This window comes from Pseudomonas sp. NPDC090752 (assembly GCF_055584805.1).
The window spans coordinates 67,477-83,484 of sequence record NZ_JBVJLI010000010.1 but is presented as its reverse complement, the minus strand read 5'-3'; the positions used below and the strand labels follow the sequence as shown (position 1 = coordinate 83,484).

Sequence of the window (16,008 nt, the reverse complement as noted above, 5' to 3'; positions counted from 1 at the left end):
GGTACAGTTACAAACGGTTCCATACAAAAACAACTATTACACCGAGGTAACACAGATGAGTGCGGCTCCACTGTATCCCGTTCGTCCCGAGGTTGCGGCCACTACCCTGACCGACGAGGCCACCTACAAGGCCATGTACCAGCAATCGGTGATCAACCCGGACGGCTTCTGGCGTGAGCAGGCCCAGCGTATTGACTGGATCAGGCCTTTCAGCAAGGTCAAGCAGACCTCCTTCGATGACCATCATGTCGATATCAAGTGGTTTGCCGACGGCACGCTGAACGTGTCTTCCAACTGCCTGGACCGCCATCTCGCAGAGCGCGGCGACCAGTTGGCAATCATCTGGGAAGGCGACGACCCATCTGAACACCGCAACATCACTTACCGCGAGCTTCACGAGCAAGTCTGTAAGTTCGCCAACGCCCTGCGTGGCCAGGACGTGCACCGAGGCGATGTGGTGACCATCTACATGCCGATGATTCCGGAAGCCGTCGTGGCCATGCTGGCCTGTGCCCGCATCGGCGCTATCCACTCGGTGGTGTTCGGTGGTTTCTCGCCGGAGGCACTGGCGGGGCGGATCATCGATTGCAAATCCAAGGTGGTGATCACCGCTGACGAAGGCGTGCGTGGGGGGCGTCGTACCCCGCTCAAGGCCAACGTTGACCTGGCGCTGACCAACCCGGAAACCAGCAGCGTGCAGAAGATCATCGTGTGCAAGCGCACCGGTGGCGACATCGCCTGGCACCAGCACCGCGACATCTGGTACGAAGACCTGATGAAGGTTGCCTCCAGCCATTGCGCGCCGAAAGAGATGGGCGCCGAGGAAGCGCTGTTCATCCTCTATACCTCCGGCTCCACCGGCAAGCCCAAGGGCGTGCTGCATACCACGGGCGGCTACCTGGTCTATGCCGCACTGACCCATGAGCGCGTGTTCGACTACCGCCCGGGCGAAGTGTACTGGTGCACCGCAGACGTCGGCTGGGTCACCGGCCACAGCTATATCGTCTACGGCCCGCTGGCCAATGGTGCGACCACCTTGCTGTTCGAAGGCGTACCGAACTACCCGGACATCACCCGCGTGTCGAAGATCGTCGACAAGCACAAGGTCAACATCCTCTATACCGCACCGACCGCCATCCGCGCGATGATGGCCGAGGGCGAGGCAGCCGTTGCCGGTGCCGACGGTTCCAGCCTGCGCCTGCTGGGCTCGGTGGGCGAGCCGATCAACCCCGAAGCGTGGAACTGGTACTACAAGACCGTAGGCAAGGAACGCTGCCCAATCGTCGACACCTGGTGGCAGACCGAAACCGGCGGCATCCTGATCAGCCCGCTGCCGGGCGCCACTGGCCTCAAGCCGGGATCGGCGACCCGTCCGTTTTTTGGCGTGGTACCGGCGCTGGTAGACAACCTGGGCAATCTGATCGACGGCGCAGCCGAAGGCAACCTGGTGATTCTCGATTCCTGGCCGGGCCAGTCGCGTTCGCTGTACGGCGATCACGACCGCTTCGTCGACACTTACTTCAAGACCTTCCGTGGCATGTATTTCACCGGTGACGGTGCGCGCCGCGACGAGGATGGCTACTACTGGATCACCGGGCGAGTCGATGATGTGCTCAATGTGTCCGGTCACCGCATGGGCACCGCCGAGATCGAGAGCGCCATGGTGGCCCATGCCAAAGTGGCCGAGGCCGCAGTGGTAGGGGTGCCGCACGACATCAAGGGGCAAGGCATCTATGTCTATGTCACCCTCAATGCCGGTGTCGAGTCGAGCGAACAATTGCGCCTGGAGCTCAAGAGCTGGGTGCGCAAGGAGATCGGTCCGATCGCTTCGCCGGATGTGATCCAGTGGGCGCCGGGGCTGCCGAAGACCCGCTCGGGCAAGATCATGCGACGAATCCTGCGCAAGATCGCCACCGGTGAATACGATGCGCTGGGTGATATTTCGACCTTGGCTGATCCGGGGGTGGTGCAGCACCTGATCGACACCCATAAGGCGATGAACCTGGCTTCGGCCTGATAGATGCTAGGGCTGCGCTGCAGCCCATTCGCGGGCAAGCCCGCTCCCACCGCTACAGCGCTTTTCTGAGAATGGCGCTATACCTGTGGGAGCGGGCTTGCCCGCGAATGGTTTCAGGAGCAATTCCAAATCTTGCTTTGTTACCCGACATTCATCGGTAACTCTTCTGTCACCGCATTCGCACGAAAACGGGGCGCCGAGAAACAGTCGAGCGCCCTTTGGGTGCGTTTTTCTCGGCATTTTGTGCAGCACAGCACGCTGCACTTGCCGTAGCACAAGGCTTTGCCAATAATAGGCCCAGTAATTGCTAGTTCTATGGGTTCTATTTCCCTCGCATTTGCATAATTTGCAAAGGCTGTCAACCTGGCTCGCTGCGATTTCAAGCGCTTCTGTAAGTAGTTGTCGCTTTGAAGAAATATCGACTATCGGGCTGTCGTTAAAATGCCACTCACTCGCTCGTGGTCATCGACCGACCTTGCGCGGCTTGCGTTGTACCCATTCGCATATCGGGCAGCCGTTACCCTGCCTTGTATTGCCCCGTACCGATGGAGTTACCTGATGAAGAAGCTCGCACTGCTTGGCGCCCTGGCGCTTTCCGTGTTTTCCCTGGTGTCGCAGGCCGAAGAAAAACCGTTGAAAATCGGTATCGAAGCGGCTTACCCACCCTTCGCCTTCAAGCAGCCTGACGGCAGCATCGCCGGTTTCGACTACGACATCGGCAATGCCCTGTGTGAAGAAATGAAAGCCAAGTGCACCTGGGTCGAGCAGGAATTCGATGGCCTGATCCCGGCACTGAAAGTACGCAAGATCGACGCGATCCTGTCGTCCATGTCGATCACCGACGACCGCAAGAAATCGGTCGACTTCACCAAGCGCTACTACCTGACTCCGGCCCGCCTGGTGATGAAGGAAGGTACCGCCGTGAGCGACAGCCTGGCTGAACTCAAAGGCAAGAAAATCGGCGTACAGCGCGGCTCGATCCATGACCGCTTCGCCAAAGAAGTGTTGGCCCCTCAAGGCGCCACCGTCGTGCCTTACGGCACCCAGAACGAAATCTACCTGGATGTCGCTGCTGGCCGCCTGGACGGCACCGTGGCCGATGCCACGCTGCTCGAAGACGGCTTCCTGAAAACCGACGCCGGCAAAGGCTTTGCTTTCGTGGGCCCATCGTTCACCGACGTGAAGTACTTCGGTGACGGCGTCGGCATCGCAGTGCGCAAGGGTGACACGGCCAACGCCGAGCGCATCAATGCCGCTATCGATGCGATCCGTGCCAACGGCAAGTACAAGCAAATTGAAGCCAAGTACTTCAACTTTGACATCTACGGTCCAGACTCGAAGTAAGTCGTCGAGTTTCACCTGTGCAATGGTGCAAACAGCAGAGGCTCTGAGGTTTGCACCATTTTTCATTCTCTAGGTCGAGGACCTCATCATGTTGAAAGGCTACGGGGCAGTCATCCTCGACGGGGCGTGGCTGACGCTGCAGCTCGCCCTGTCGTCGATGGCCCTGGCCATCGTGCTCGGCCTGATCGGCGTGGCGCTGCGCTTGTCGCCGGTGCGCTGGCTGGCCTGGTTGGGCGATATGTATTCCACGGTGATCCGTGGGATTCCGGACCTGGTGCTGATCCTGCTGATCTTCTATGGCGGTCAGGACATCATCAACCGAGTAGCGCCGCTGCTCGGCTACGACGACTACATCGACTTGAACCCGCTGGTCGCCGGTATCGGCACGCTGGGCTTCATCTTTGGCGCGTATCTGTCGGAGACATTCCGTGGCGCCTTCCTCGGTATTCCCAAGGGTCAGGCCGAAGCAGGCGTGGCCTATGGCATGAGCAACCGTCAGGTATTCTTCCGCATCCAGGTGCCGCAGATGATCCGCCTGGCGATCCCGGGCTTCACCAACAATTGGTTGGTGCTGACCAAGGCCACTGCGCTGATCTCGGTGGTCGGCCTGCAGGACATGATGTTCAAGGCCAAGCAGGCGGCAGATGCCACGCGCGAACCCTTTACCTTCTTCCTGGCAGTGGCGGCGTTGTACCTGGTGCTGACCAGTGTCTCGCTGCTGGCCCTGAAGTATCTCGAGAAGCGCTACTCGGTGGGCGTCAAGGTGGCTGAACTATGATCTTCGACTACAACGTCGTCTGGGAGGCCATGCCGCTGTACCTTGGCGGCTTGCTGACGACCCTCAAGTTGCTGGTGATATCGCTGTTCTTCGGTTTGCTGGCGGCTGTTCCGCTGGGTCTGATGCGCGTGTCCAAGCAACCGGTGGTGAACTTCACGGCCTGGCTTTATACCTACGTGATCCGCGGTACGCCAATGCTGGTGCAGCTGTTCCTGATCTACTACGGCCTGGCTCAGTTCGAGGCGGTGCGCGATAGTATCTTCTGGCCATTGCTGTCCAGCGCGACCTTCTGTGCCTGCCTGGCATTCGGCGTCAACACCAGCGCCTACACCGCCGAAATCATCGCCGGCAGCCTCAAGGCCACGCCCCATGGCGAGATCGAGGCGGCCAAGGCCATGGGCATGTCGCGCATGAAGATGTACCGCCGCATCCTGTTGCCGTCGGCCCTGCGCCGCGCGTTGCCACAGTACAGCAACGAAGTGATCATGATGCTGCAGACCACCAGTCTGGCGTCCATCGTCACCCTGATCGACATCACCGGTGCTGCACGTACGGTCAATGCCCAGTACTACCTGCCTTTCGAGGCCTACATCACGGCGGGCGTGTTCTATCTGTGCCTGACCTTCATCCTGGTGCGCCTGTTCAAGATGGCCGAACGCCGCTGGCTCGGCTACCTGGCGCCGCGCAAGCACTGAACGCTCTGTGAGAACCGACAGCATGTACAAACTCGAAGTCCAAGACCTGCACAAGCGCTACGGCAGCCATGAAGTCCTCAAGGGCGTGTCTCTGGCGGCCAAGGCAGGCGATGTGATCAGCATCATCGGCTCCAGCGGTTCGGGCAAGTCGACGTTCCTGCGTTGCATCAACCTGCTCGAGCAGCCGCACGCCGGCAAGATCCTGCTTAACAATGAAGAGCTGAAGCTGGTCGCCGGCAAGGACGGCGCGCTGAAGGCGTCCGACCCCCGCCAGCTGCAGCGCATGCGCTCGCGCCTGTCGATGGTGTTCCAGCACTTCAACCTGTGGTCGCACATGACCGCGCTGGAAAACATCATCGAAGCACCCGTTCATGTACTGGGCGTGAGTAAAAAGGAAGCCCTGGAGAAGGCCGAGCACTACCTGGCCAAAGTAGGCGTGGCGCACCGCAAGGACGCCTTCCCCGGGCACATGTCCGGTGGTGAGCAACAGCGTGTGGCAATTGCTCGCGCGCTGGCCATGGAACCTGAGGTTATGCTGTTCGACGAACCGACCTCGGCACTCGACCCGGAGTTGGTCGGTGATGTGCTCAAGGTCATGCAGGCGCTGGCCCAGGAGGGCCGGACCATGGTGGTGGTAACGCACGAGATGGGCTTTGCCCGCGAGGTGTCCAACCAGTTGGTGTTCCTGCACAAAGGCCTGGTTGAAGAAACCGGTTGCCCGCGTGAAGTGCTGGCCAACCCGCGATCGGAGCGGCTCAAGCAGTTTCTCTCCGGCAGCCTGAAGTAAAGGCTGCACCTTTGCACCAAAGTAGGGCATGCTGCGCAGCAAGCGCAGCCTGACCCGGCGCCACAGACTCGAACGAACTCAGGTTTCGGACCGCACCCTATGACCACCCAGCGTATCGGTTTTCTCATCTGGCCAAGCACCAAGCCTTTGACTCTGGCGCTGGCAGAGGAAGTGTTGCTGGTTGCCCAGCGGGTACACCCCGACGTGGTCTACGAACTGGCCTTCCTGCAGGCCGAGCCGGTCGAGGAGGGCGCCTGGCGGCTGCCAGGTGAGCCGTGGAGTGGGCGACTCGAAGGTTGTCACAAGCTGTTTTTGCTGGCCGATGAGTTGCCGCAGGCGGTCGGTTCTACCCTGTCGACGGCGCTCAAGCAGCTGGCTCGCAGCGGTTGCATGATCGGCGGTCTTTCCGCTGGCGTGTACCCGCTGGCCATGCTCGGCCTGCTCGATGGCTATCGTGCGGCGGTGCACTGGCGCTGGCAGGACGACTTTGCCGAGCGCTTCCCAAAAGTGATTGCCACCAGCCACCTGTTCGACTGGGATCGTGATCGCCTGACTGCCTGTGGCGGTATGACCGTGACCGATTTGCTGTTGGCGGTACTGGCACGCGACCATGGTGCGGAGCTTGCCGGGGCGGTGTCCGAAGAGCTGGTGGTCGAGCGCATTCGCGAGGGCGGCGAGCGTCAGCGCATTCCCTTGCAGAACCGCTTAGGCTCCAGTCATCCGAAGCTGACCCAGGCGGTACTGCTGATGGAGGCCAACATCGAAGAACCGTTGACCACCGACGAAATCGCCCAGCATGTCTGCGTGTCGCGCCGGCAGTTGGAGCGCATCTTCAAGCAGTACCTCAATCGTGTGCCGAGCCAGTATTACCTGGAATTGCGCCTGAACAAGGCTCGGCAGATGCTGATGCAGACCAGCAAGTCGATCATTCAGATCGGGTTGTCCTGTGGCTTCTCGTCCGGTCCGCATTTCTCCAGCGCCTACCGTAACTTCTTTGGCGCAACGCCGCGGGAAGATCGGAATCAGCGGCGCAGCAGCAGCCCGTTCGAATTGAGCTCGGCGCCTGCCGAAAAGGGCTGAGATCTTGGTTATCAGTGCCGGCCCATTCGCGGGGCAAGCCCGCTCCCACAGGTTGAGGTGAGCGCCGGCTCTGTGGGAGCGGGCTTGTCCCCTGAAAAGGTCGGTAGAAGCAACTTCCCTTCATATGTGAACAGCCGTTCACCCAGTCTCTCTCTGCCGGTACACTGCGCGATTGCGACAGTGTTTGTCGCATTGCCGAAAGCCTGGTTAAAACTGGGTTTTGCGCTGTAACAAGTTGTCGCTTGGCCGCAAGGACAGGCGCTGATCAGTCCTTACAATCCCCCCATCGCTTGCCACTTCCAGGCCAGCGTTCCTCTTCAGGAGACTCAGATGTCCGTTGAGCAAGCCCCGGTGCAACGTGCCGATTTCGACCAGGTCATGGTCCCCAACTATTCTCCGGCGGCCTTCATTCCTGTGCGAGGCGAGGGTTCCCGCGTCTGGGACCAGTCGGGTCGCGAGCTCATCGACTTTGCCGGCGGCATCGCGGTGAACGCCCTGGGCCATTGCCACCCGGCTCTGGTCAAGGCCCTGACCGACCAGGCCAATACCCTCTGGCACGTGTCCAACGTCTTTACCAACGAGCCGGCCCTGCGCCTGGCGCACAAGCTGGTCGACGCCACCTTTGCCGACCGTGCGTTCTTCTGCAACTCCGGTGCGGAGTCCAACGAGGCCGCCTTCAAGCTGGCCCGTCGGGTCGCCCATGACCGTTTCGGCCCCGAAAAGCATGAAATCATCGCCACCGTGAACAGCTTTCACGGTCGCACCCTGTTCACCGTCAGCGTCGGTGGTCAGCCGAAATACTCCGACGGTTTCGGCCCGAAGATCACCGGCATCAGCCATGTGCCCTACAACGACCTGGAAGCGTTGAAGGCGCAGATCTCCGACAAGACCTGCGCTGTGGTCATCGAACCGATCCAGGGCGAGAGCGGTGTGGTGCCGGCCGACAAGGCGTACCTGGAAGGCGCGCGCAAGCTGTGCGACGAGCACAACGCCCTGCTGATCTTCGACGAAGTGCAGACAGGTGTCGGCCGTACCGGCTCGCTGTATGCCTATCAGCACTACGGCGTGACCCCGGACATCCTGACCAGCGCCAAGAGCCTGGGCGGTGGTTTCCCGATCGGCGCCATGCTCACCACTGCCGAACTGGCCAAGCACCTGGCCGTCGGCACCCATGGCACCACCTATGGCGGTAACCCGCTGGGCTGTGCCGTTGCTTGCGCCGTGCTGGACGTTATCAATACCCCTGAAACCCTGGCTGGCATCAACGCCAAGCACGAGCGCTTTAAAACCCGTCTGGAAAAGATTGGCCAACAGACCGGCCTGTTCTCCCAGGTGCGCGGTGTCGGCTTGCTGATCGGCTGTGTGCTGACCGAAGCCTGGCAGGGCAAGGCCAAGGACATCCTCAATGCCGCCGAGAAGGAAGGTGTGATGGTGCTGCAGGCCGGCCCGGATGTGGTGCGTTTCGCGCCAAGCCTGGTGGTCGAAGACGCCGACATCGACGAAGGCCTGGAGCGCTTCGAGCGCGCCGTGGCCAAACTGATCCAGGGCTGATCCGCCTGCGGTCCTTTCGCTGGCCCTGAGCGGGCCGGCGATACCAGAATTCCAGTGCCGGTGCGTGCTTGCAGATTCATTCACGCGCCCGCCGTTTTTCCGTGCCGTCCTGAACGGCCCGTTTTTCCAAAGGAGTGACACCATGCTGGTGATGCGCCCCGCGCAAATGGCTGATCTGAACGAAGTGCAGCGCATGGCTGCAGACAGCCCCGTTGGTGTCACCTCGCTGCCGGACGATAGCGCCCGCCTGGGCGACAAGATCGCTGCCTCGGAAACATCGTTCGCCGCCGAAGTCAGCTTCAACGGTGAAGAGAGCTACTTCTTCGTGCTCGAAGACAGCAAGACCGGCAGGTTGGCCGGCTGCTCGGCCATCGTCGCTTCAGCCGGCTATTCCGAGCCGTTCTACAGTTTCCGTAACGAAACCTTCGTGCACGCGTCGCGCGAACTGAAGATCCACAACAAGATCCACGTCCTGTCGCTGTGCCACGACCTTACCGGCAACAGCTTGTTGACCAGCTTCTATGTACTGCCCGAACTGGTCGACAGTGGCTGGGCTGAACTCAATTCGCGCGGTCGTCTGCTGTTCATGGCCGCGCACCCGGAGCGCTTCGCCGACTCGGTAGTCACCGAGATCGTCGGGTACAGCGACGAACAGGGCGAATCGCCGTTCTGGGACGCCATCGGTCGCAACTTCTTCGACCTCAACTACGCCCATGCCGAGCGCCTCTGCGGCCTCAAGAGCCGTACCTTCCTCGCCGAACTGATGCCGCACTACCCGATCTACGTGCCGCTGCTGCCCGATGCCGCGCAAGAAGCCATGGGCCAGGTGCACCCGCGGGCGCAGATCACCTTCGACATCCTCATGCGTGAAGGCTTCGAGACTGAGCACTATATCGACATCTTCGACGGCGGCCCGACCTTGCACGCGCGTGCCTCGGGCATTCGCTCGATCGCCCAGAGCCGCGTGGTGCCGGTCAGGCTGGATGAGACGCCGGTCAAGGGTGGCCGCCCGTACCTGGTGTGCAATGGCCAGCTGCAGGATTACCGGGCCGTGCTGGTGGAGCTGGACTGGGTGCCGGGGAAACCGGTCAGCCTCAGTGCCGAGGCAGCCGAAGCATTGGGTGTGGGCGAGGGCGCCAGCGTGCGTCTGATCGCGGTCTGAAGCCTGGGAACAGAGAGTTTTGCGGTGGCCGCAGCTGCCGCACAAGGAGATAGCATGATCGTTCGTCCTGTACGCAGCAGCGATTTACCTGCGCTGATCGAATTGGCACGCAGCACCGGTACCACTGGGCTGACCACTTTGCCAGCCAACGAGGAGCGCCTCGGGCATCGGGTCGGCTGGGCCGAGAAGAGTTTCCGTGGCGAAGCTGAGCGTGGCGACACCGACTACCTGTTCGTGCTGGAAAACGATGAAGGCCTGGTGGTCGGTATCAGTGCCATCGCCGGCGCCGTCGGCCTGCGCGAGCCCTGGTACAACTACCGGGTCGGTCTGACCGTCAGTGCTTCGCAGGAACTGGGCATCTACCGCGAAATCCCCACCCTGTTCCTGGCCAACGACCTGACTGGCAACTCCGAGCTGTGCTCTCTGTTCCTGCGCAGCGACTACCGCTCCGGGCTCAATGGCCGCTTGCTGTCGCGCGCGCGCATGCTGTTCATCGCCGAGTTTCCCGAGCTGTTCGGCAACAAGATCATTGCCGAGATGCGTGGCATGTCTGACGAGCACGGCCGCTCACCATTCTGGGAAAGCCTGGGGCGGCACTTCTTCAAGATGGAGTTCAGTCAGGCCGACTACCTCACCGGCGTGGGCAACAAGTCGTTCATCGCCGAGCTGATGCCCAAGTTCCCGCTGTACACTTGCTTCCTGTCAGAGGCTGCGCGCGACGTCGTCGGGCGGGTGCACACCGACACGGAGCCGGCGCTGGCCATGCTCAAGCAGGAAGGCTTCAACTACCAGGGCTATGTCGACATCTTCGACGCAGGACCGGCGATCGAATGCGAAACCTCGAAGATTCGCGCCGTGCGCGAAAGCCAGGCGCTGGTGTTGGCTGTAGGCACGCCGGGCGATGACGCCACTCCTTACATCATCCACAACCGCAAACGCGATGACTGCCGCATTACCGCCGCGCCCGCACGCCTGGCCGCCGGGACCCTGGTGGTCGACCCACTGACTGCCAAGCGCCTGCGCATGGGGGCTGGCGACAACGTGCGCGCGGTGCCGCTGTCGGCAAGTCGGGAGGTCCAGTAAATGACCACACATTACATCGCCGGCAATTGGCAGGCCGGCCAGGGTGAAACCCTGCAATCGCTAAACCCGGTCAGCCAATCCATTGTCTGGGCGGGGCAGGGTGCCGATGCTGGTCAAGTCGATGCGGCGGTCAAGGCTGCCCGTCAGGCATTTCCGGCCTGGGCGCAACTTAGCCTGGAAGCTCGCATCGACGTGCTGGAAAAGTTCGCCGATCAGCTCAAGCAACACGCCGAAGCGCTGGCTCACTGTATCGGTGAGGAAACCGGCAAGCCGCTGTGGGAATCGGCCACGGAAGTCACCAGCATGGTCAACAAGGTGGCGATCTCGGTGCAGAGCTACCGTGAGCGCACCGGTGAGAAAAGCGGCCCGCTGGCCGACGCTACTGCCGTGCTACGGCACAAGCCACATGGAGTGGTCGCCGTGTTCGGCCCCTACAACTTCCCCGGCCACCTGCCAAACGGCCATATCGTCCCAGCGCTGCTGGCGGGCAACTGTGTGGTGTTCAAGCCCAGCGAGATGACTCCGAAAGTTGCGGAGCTGACCGTCAATTGCTGGATTGCCGCTGGCCTGCCGGCCGGTGTGCTGAACCTGGTCCAGGGCGCGCGTGAGACGGGCGTGGCGCTGGCGGCCAATGCCGGTATCGATGGCCTGTTCTTCACCGGCTCCAGCCGTACCGGCAACCTGCTGCATCAGCAGTTCGCCGGGCGCCCGGACAAGATCCTCGCGCTGGAAATGGGTGGCAACAACCCCCTGCTGGTGGATGAGGTCAAGGACCTCGATGCAGCGGTGTACACCATCATCCAGTCGGCATTCATCTCAGCCGGCCAGCGCTGCACCTGTGCCCGCCGCCTGCTGGTGCCGCAGGGCGCCTGGGGTGATGCTTTGGTCGCGCGATTGGTCGAGGTGTGCAAGACCCTCACGGTCGGCGCCTTCGACCAGCAGCCTGCACCTTTCATGGGCGCGGTGATCTCGCTGCAGGCAGCGCAGGCGCTGATGGCGGCGCAAGCCGAATTGCTTGGCAAGGGCGCCACCTGCCTGCTGCAGATGACTCAGCCTCAAGCCAATGCCGCATTACTGACTCCGGGCATCATCGATGTCACCGCGGTCGCTGATCGCCACGACGAAGAGTTCTTCGGCCCTCTGCTGCAGGTGATCCGTTACGCCGACTTCGATGCCGCCATCGATGAAGCCAACAACACCCGGTACGGCCTGGCCGCCGGCCTGCTGTCCGATTCGCGTGCTCGCTACCAGTACTTCTGGCTGCGCAGCCGCGCCGGCATCGTCAACTGGAACAAGCAGCTGACCGGTGCCGCCAGCAGTGCGCCGTTTGGGGGCGTTGGCGCCAGTGGTAACCACCGCGCCAGTGCCTATTACGCCGCCGATTACTGCGCGTACCCCGTGGCTTCGCTGGAGACCGCCAGCCTTGCCTTGCCGGCAACCCTGACGCCGGGCGTCACCCTATAACAACAGGTCACGGAGCCTAGCCGATGAAATCCCATGAAGTGAATTTTGATGGCCTGGTGGGGCCGACCCACAACTACGGCGGCCTGTCCTACGGTAACGTGGCTTCGCAGAGCAACAGCCAGCAGGCGTCCAACCCGCGTGAAGCGGCGCGCCAGGGCCTGGCGAAGATGAAAGCGCTGGCCGACCTTGGTTTCAAGCAAGGCGTGCTGGCACCGCAGGAGCGTCCGGATGTCGCCGCGCTGCGCCGCCTGGGCTTCAGTGGCAGCGATGCCGAAGTGATCCAGCGTGCCGCCAGGGAGGCCATGCCGCTGTTGGTCGCCAGTTGCTCGGCGTCGAGCATGTGGGTGGCCAACGCCGCCACTGTCAGCCCCAGCGCCGATACCGCCGATGGCCGCGTGCATTTCACCGCCGCCAACCTGAACTGCAAGTACCACCGCAGCATCGAGCATCCGACCACCAGCCGTGTGCTGGCCGCGATGTTCAACAATGAGAAACACTTTGCCCATCACCCGGCGCTGCCTGCCGTGGCACAGTTCGGCGATGAGGGCGCGGCCAACCACACGCGTTTCTGCCGTCGCTATGGCGAGGCTGGCGTCGAGTTCTTCGTTTATGGCCGCAGCGCCTTCGACAGCCGCTTCCCTGCGCCGCAGAAATACCCGGCGCGGCAAACCCTCGAGGCTTCGCAAGCGGTGGCGCGCCTGCATGGCCTGAGTGAGGGCGGAGTGGTCTACGCTCAACAGAATCCGGCAGTGATCGACCAGGGTGTGTTCCACAACGATGTGATTTCGGTGGGCAACGGCGAGGTGCTGTTCTACCACGAGGATGCCTTCCTCGAGACCGACGCGGTGCTTGGCCAGCTGCAAGCTAAACTGGCCAGCAAGGGTGGCAACTTCCAGCCCATCCGGGTACCGCGGGCAGCGGTGGCAGTAGAGGATGCAGTGCGTTCCTACCTGTTCAACAGCCAGTTGCTCAGCCGTGACGATGGCTCGATGCTCTTGGTAGTGCCGGAAGAGTGCCGCAACAACGAACGTGTCTGGGCGTACTTGCAGCAACTGTCCAGCCAAGGCGGCGCAATCAAGGAGGTCAAGGTATTCGACCTCAAGCAGAGCATGCAGAACGGCGGCGGCCCGGCTTGCCTGCGCTTACGTGTGGCATTGCAGGAATCGGAACTGGCGGCGGTCAATCCAGGCGTTATCATGACCGCCCCGCTGTACGACACACTGTTGCAGTGGGTCGCCAAGCACTACCGCGATCGCTTGGGCGAGGCGGACCTTGCCGACCCACAATTGCTGGTCGAATGCCGTACGGCATTGGATGAGTTGACCCAGATCCTGAAGTTGGGTTCGGTCTATCCGTTCCAACGCCAACCTTGAAGAGAGAGTTTGTAATGACCGACGCCCTGCGCCTGATCCTTGAAGATGAAGACGGTACCCAGCTGGAAACCTCTTGCACCCGTTTTGCCGTGGTCTGGCAAGGCAAGGAAGTGTGGATTCAGCAGGATGGCCGTGGCCAGCTGCTGATCGGGGTCGACGTCGACGAGAACGACACCGAGTACGCCAACCTGCTGCTGCGCCCGATGGCTACCAACCTGGTCAGCCTGCAACTGGAGATGGAGCCGGCAGAAGTCGGTGAAGATGACGACCATGTCCATGGCCCCGACTGCGGCCACCACCACTAAGGAAGCGCCTATGCTCGCCCTTGGCAAATTGCTTGAGCTGACCCTGACCGATCACGAGCCGGCCGAGAAAACCCAAGTAACACCCAAGGGCGCGCGTTTGCGCTGGCTGGGGGACGGCGCACTGGAAGTTCGCCCCCCGGACGCCGAGGATTGCGGGCTGGACCTGCTGTTGTCGGCGGGCATCCATGGCAACGAAACAGCACCGATCGAGTTGCTCGAACGCTTGCTGCACGGCGTCGCCAACGGCAAGATCAAACCGCGCGCGCGGGTGCTGTTCCTGTTCGGCAACCCGGTGGCCATCCGCAAGGGCGAGCGCTTCATCGAGCAGGATATCAACCGCCTGTTCAATGGCCGCCACGAACTCTCCAGTGGTTTCGAGGCGCTGCGCGCCGCCGAGCTTGAACAGTTTGCCCGGGTGTTCTTCAGTAAACCGGAGCGCACCCGCCTACATTACGACCTGCATACCGCCATTCGTGGCTCCAAAATCGAGCAGTTCGCCTTGTACCCTTATAAAGAGGGGCGTCAGCATTCCCGGCGCGAATTGGCTCGCCTGGCGGCTGCCGGCATGGAAGCGGTACTGCTGCAGAGCAAGTCGTCGATCACTTTCAGTGCCTTCACCTATGAGCAGCTCGCTGCGGAGGCCTTCACGCTGGAGCTTGGCAAGGCGCGGCCGTTCGGGCAGAACGAGCAGGTCAACCTGGACAAGCTTGAAGATCGCCTGATTCAGATCATCGAAGGCACCGAGCCCGAAACCGAAAGTTCGCTGGATGGCTTGAAACTGTTCAGCGTCTCGCGCGAGATCATTAAGCATAGCGAGGGCTTCCGCCTGCACCTGCCAGCAGATATCGAAAACTTCTCCGAGCTGAGCAAGGGTTACCTGCTGGCCGAAGACCTGTCCGAGACGCGCTGGGTGGTGGAGGAGGAGGGCGCGCGTATCATTTTTCCAAACCCGAAGGTGAAGAATGGTCTGCGGGCGGGAATTCTCATCGTGCCTGACAGCGGCGACCGATTGGCTTGATGGTTTAGTACTTCAGGCGAGGTGGCAGCCCAAGTTCGTGCCGTAGGGCATTCTCGTTGAACGGGGCCGGGTTGGTTCTGTTCGCAGGCGTCGAGGGATCATCGTCGAAATCGAACGCTTCTCCGCTGTCGAGCCCTACGGCTTGGTGCTCTCGGTTTCCCAGCATGCTGCCGGTGGCCAGGTTCCAGGCGTGGCAGAGCTCGTGGTACAGGGCTACCACCGCTGGCTCCCGGCGGACGTTGATCAAAGGGTTGAATTCGATCACGCACTCAAGGACTCGATCACCGCGTTTCCTCCCATGGACGCGAGGATTTTGGAGCAATCCACTGCTGCGGGTATGGGCGTTGTACAGATCCGGCGTATTGCGAATGCTCACCTTGGCCTGTTTCGCCACGAGGTCGGCGAGCAAGACTGAGGCGGTCTGGCTGCTTTTGAGCAAGTTGAGCAGTACGGTGATCTTGTTTACGTAATAGCCATCGCCTTGGATAACGAACGTCGCAGCATAGGCTCCGGCAAGCGGCTCGTTCCTTGCTTCCAGCAACAGCGGTGCATCATGCCCGGCGGTGGCGACGACGCTTTCGGCATGACCGTAGATTCGATCGTCGAGTGGTCCGTTGGCGATGGCGTTAATTCCGCTCATCGCCTCGATGATGGCGCGACCAGCCTCGACGGTCAGCGTATCGTCCCCGGTGGCAGCGTAGAGCATGCCATAGGTGGCTGAGCTGTAAATCTCGTCATTGCCTGGCCCGCCGTCCAGCTCCGCCTCCTGCACGTCATGGGCACTGATTGTGTCGTCGCCTGGCCCAGCGTCCACGACCATTCGCGCCCAGTCTTCTTCGGTCATCGGTGAGTAGTTCAGAGTGACCTGGTCGTTACCCTCTAGGGTCTCGACGACGACCCGTGCATTGCCCTCGGCTGCAATTTGCACGTTGTCGTTGCCGCTGCCTGTCCTGATGTAGGCGATATCGGTGGATAAGAACAGCGTGTCGTACCGGAGGTCGCCAAGCTGTATGCCAAGTCCTGGGGGTGAGGCCTGAACAATCACATCGACACCTTCAATCAGTACCTCGACGATGACTGTGAACGGCGCATTCTTGATCGATACTTGGTTGTCGCTGTAGGGCAGGGGTTTTCGGGTTGAAGGCAAGTTGCCTCGGGAAATAGTGAGGGTGCGCGGGCTCATGTCGTAGCATTCCATTGACATACGGGTCCGCAGGGTCGCGAATAATTTCGTCGCTCAGTGGTGCAGGGGTAGCACCGATGGCGTCGGCTGGTAGTGGTATGTGCCCTTTCAGGGGTTGGAAACCGTTGATTAACCGGCTGTTCCGTTTTCCGCTACGTTGAGCGGTAA

At 61.4% G+C, this 16,008-nt stretch carries 14 protein-coding genes; 13 read left to right on the top strand and 1 reads right to left on the bottom strand.

The window, feature by feature from the left end; all coding sequences use genetic code 11:
* Window positions 1-55: 55 nt before the first annotated feature.
* The 13 genes from acs to astE all read left to right on the top strand — a co-directional run bounded on the left by acs (window position 56) and on the right by astE (window position 14,657).
* A complete protein-coding gene (acs, locus tag ACZ6YA_RS15155; protein WP_465897928.1) occupies window positions 56-2,017 on the top strand; it encodes an acetate--CoA ligase in 1,962 nt (653 codons plus the stop codon).
* A 558-nt stretch (window positions 2,018-2,575) separates the two neighbouring features.
* Window positions 2,576-3,361, top strand: a complete 786-nt coding sequence (locus ACZ6YA_RS15150; RefSeq protein ID WP_465897927.1) for an ABC transporter substrate-binding protein — start codon at window positions 2,576-2,578, stop codon at window positions 3,359-3,361.
* Between the two features lie 88 nt (window positions 3,362-3,449).
* Window positions 3,450-4,139, top strand: coding sequence for an ABC transporter permease (locus ACZ6YA_RS15145; protein WP_400795245.1), 690 nt, complete (start codon window positions 3,450-3,452; stop codon window positions 4,137-4,139).
* The gene (locus ACZ6YA_RS15140) at window positions 4,136-4,834 is read left to right on the top strand and encodes an ABC transporter permease (RefSeq protein ID WP_465897926.1); all 699 of its coding nucleotides are present in this window, start codon (window positions 4,136-4,138) and stop codon (window positions 4,832-4,834) included. Before ACZ6YA_RS15145 ends, ACZ6YA_RS15140 begins: the two co-directional genes overlap by 4 nt.
* A gap of 22 nt (window positions 4,835-4,856) precedes the next feature.
* Window positions 4,857-5,621, top strand: coding sequence for an ABC transporter ATP-binding protein (locus tag ACZ6YA_RS15135; protein ID WP_465897925.1), 765 nt, complete (start codon window positions 4,857-4,859; stop codon window positions 5,619-5,621).
* A 99-nt stretch (window positions 5,622-5,720) separates the two neighbouring features.
* Window positions 5,721-6,701, top strand: a complete 981-nt coding sequence (argR, locus tag ACZ6YA_RS15130; protein ID WP_465897924.1) for a transcriptional regulator ArgR — start codon at window positions 5,721-5,723, stop codon at window positions 6,699-6,701.
* Window positions 6,702-7,031: 330 nt separating this feature from the next.
* Window positions 7,032-8,252: an aspartate aminotransferase family protein gene (locus tag ACZ6YA_RS15125; RefSeq protein ID WP_465897923.1), complete on the top strand. Its 1,221-nt coding sequence runs from the start codon at window positions 7,032-7,034 to the stop codon at window positions 8,250-8,252.
* Between the two features lie 142 nt (window positions 8,253-8,394).
* A complete protein-coding gene (gene aruF, locus ACZ6YA_RS15120) occupies window positions 8,395-9,414 on the top strand; it encodes an arginine/ornithine succinyltransferase subunit alpha (protein WP_465897922.1) in 1,020 nt (339 codons plus the stop codon).
* Window positions 9,415-9,468: 54 nt separating this feature from the next.
* Window positions 9,469-10,497 carry an arginine N-succinyltransferase gene (astA, locus tag ACZ6YA_RS15115; RefSeq protein ID WP_465897921.1) on the top strand — a complete coding sequence of 343 codons (1,029 nt, stop codon included), beginning with the start codon at window positions 9,469-9,471 and terminating at the stop codon, window positions 10,495-10,497.
* Window positions 10,498-11,961 carry a succinylglutamate-semialdehyde dehydrogenase gene (gene astD / locus ACZ6YA_RS15110; RefSeq protein ID WP_465897920.1) on the top strand — a complete coding sequence of 488 codons (1,464 nt, stop codon included), beginning with the start codon at window positions 10,498-10,500 and terminating at the stop codon, window positions 11,959-11,961.
* A gap of 23 nt (window positions 11,962-11,984) precedes the next feature.
* Window positions 11,985-13,334, top strand: a complete 1,350-nt coding sequence (gene astB / locus ACZ6YA_RS15105) for an N-succinylarginine dihydrolase (RefSeq protein ID WP_465897919.1) — start codon at window positions 11,985-11,987, stop codon at window positions 13,332-13,334.
* 14 nt (window positions 13,335-13,348) lie between these two features.
* Window positions 13,349-13,639 (top strand): topoisomerase II, encoded by a 291-nt coding sequence (locus ACZ6YA_RS15100; protein WP_274909289.1) that lies wholly within the window; start codon window positions 13,349-13,351, stop codon window positions 13,637-13,639.
* A gap of 10 nt (window positions 13,640-13,649) precedes the next feature.
* Window positions 13,650-14,657 carry a succinylglutamate desuccinylase gene (gene astE, locus ACZ6YA_RS15095; RefSeq protein ID WP_465897918.1) on the top strand — a complete coding sequence of 336 codons (1,008 nt, stop codon included), beginning with the start codon at window positions 13,650-13,652 and terminating at the stop codon, window positions 14,655-14,657.
* A gap of 4 nt (window positions 14,658-14,661) precedes the next feature.
* Here astE and ACZ6YA_RS15090 read toward each other — a convergent pair whose 3' ends face one another.
* Window positions 14,662-15,840, bottom strand: coding sequence for a M91 family zinc metallopeptidase (locus tag ACZ6YA_RS15090; RefSeq protein WP_465897917.1), 1,179 nt, complete (start codon window positions 15,838-15,840; stop codon window positions 14,662-14,664).
* Window positions 15,841-16,008: the final 168 nt, after the last annotated feature.

Coding starts and splice junctions, on each gene's coding strand:
- acs (WP_465897928.1), top strand. CDS start 56: ATGAGTGCGGCTCCACTGTATCCCGTTCGTCCCGAGGTTGCGGCCACT.
- ACZ6YA_RS15150 (WP_465897927.1), top strand. CDS start 2,576: ATGAAGAAGCTCGCACTGCTTGGCGCCCTGGCGCTTTCCGTGTTTTCC.
- ACZ6YA_RS15145 (WP_400795245.1), top strand. CDS start 3,450: ATGTTGAAAGGCTACGGGGCAGTCATCCTCGACGGGGCGTGGCTGACG.
- ACZ6YA_RS15140 (WP_465897926.1), top strand. CDS start 4,136: ATGATCTTCGACTACAACGTCGTCTGGGAGGCCATGCCGCTGTACCTT.
- ACZ6YA_RS15135 (WP_465897925.1), top strand. CDS start 4,857: ATGTACAAACTCGAAGTCCAAGACCTGCACAAGCGCTACGGCAGCCAT.
- argR (WP_465897924.1), top strand. CDS start 5,721: ATGACCACCCAGCGTATCGGTTTTCTCATCTGGCCAAGCACCAAGCCT.
- ACZ6YA_RS15125 (WP_465897923.1), top strand. CDS start 7,032: ATGTCCGTTGAGCAAGCCCCGGTGCAACGTGCCGATTTCGACCAGGTC.
- aruF (WP_465897922.1), top strand. CDS start 8,395: ATGCTGGTGATGCGCCCCGCGCAAATGGCTGATCTGAACGAAGTGCAG.
- astA (WP_465897921.1), top strand. CDS start 9,469: ATGATCGTTCGTCCTGTACGCAGCAGCGATTTACCTGCGCTGATCGAA.
- astD (WP_465897920.1), top strand. CDS start 10,498: ATGACCACACATTACATCGCCGGCAATTGGCAGGCCGGCCAGGGTGAA.
- astB (WP_465897919.1), top strand. CDS start 11,985: ATGAAATCCCATGAAGTGAATTTTGATGGCCTGGTGGGGCCGACCCAC.
- ACZ6YA_RS15100 (WP_274909289.1), top strand. CDS start 13,349: ATGACCGACGCCCTGCGCCTGATCCTTGAAGATGAAGACGGTACCCAG.
- astE (WP_465897918.1), top strand. CDS start 13,650: ATGCTCGCCCTTGGCAAATTGCTTGAGCTGACCCTGACCGATCACGAG.
- ACZ6YA_RS15090 (WP_465897917.1), bottom strand. CDS start 15,840: ATGAGCCCGCGCACCCTCACTATTTCCCGAGGCAACTTGCCTTCAACC.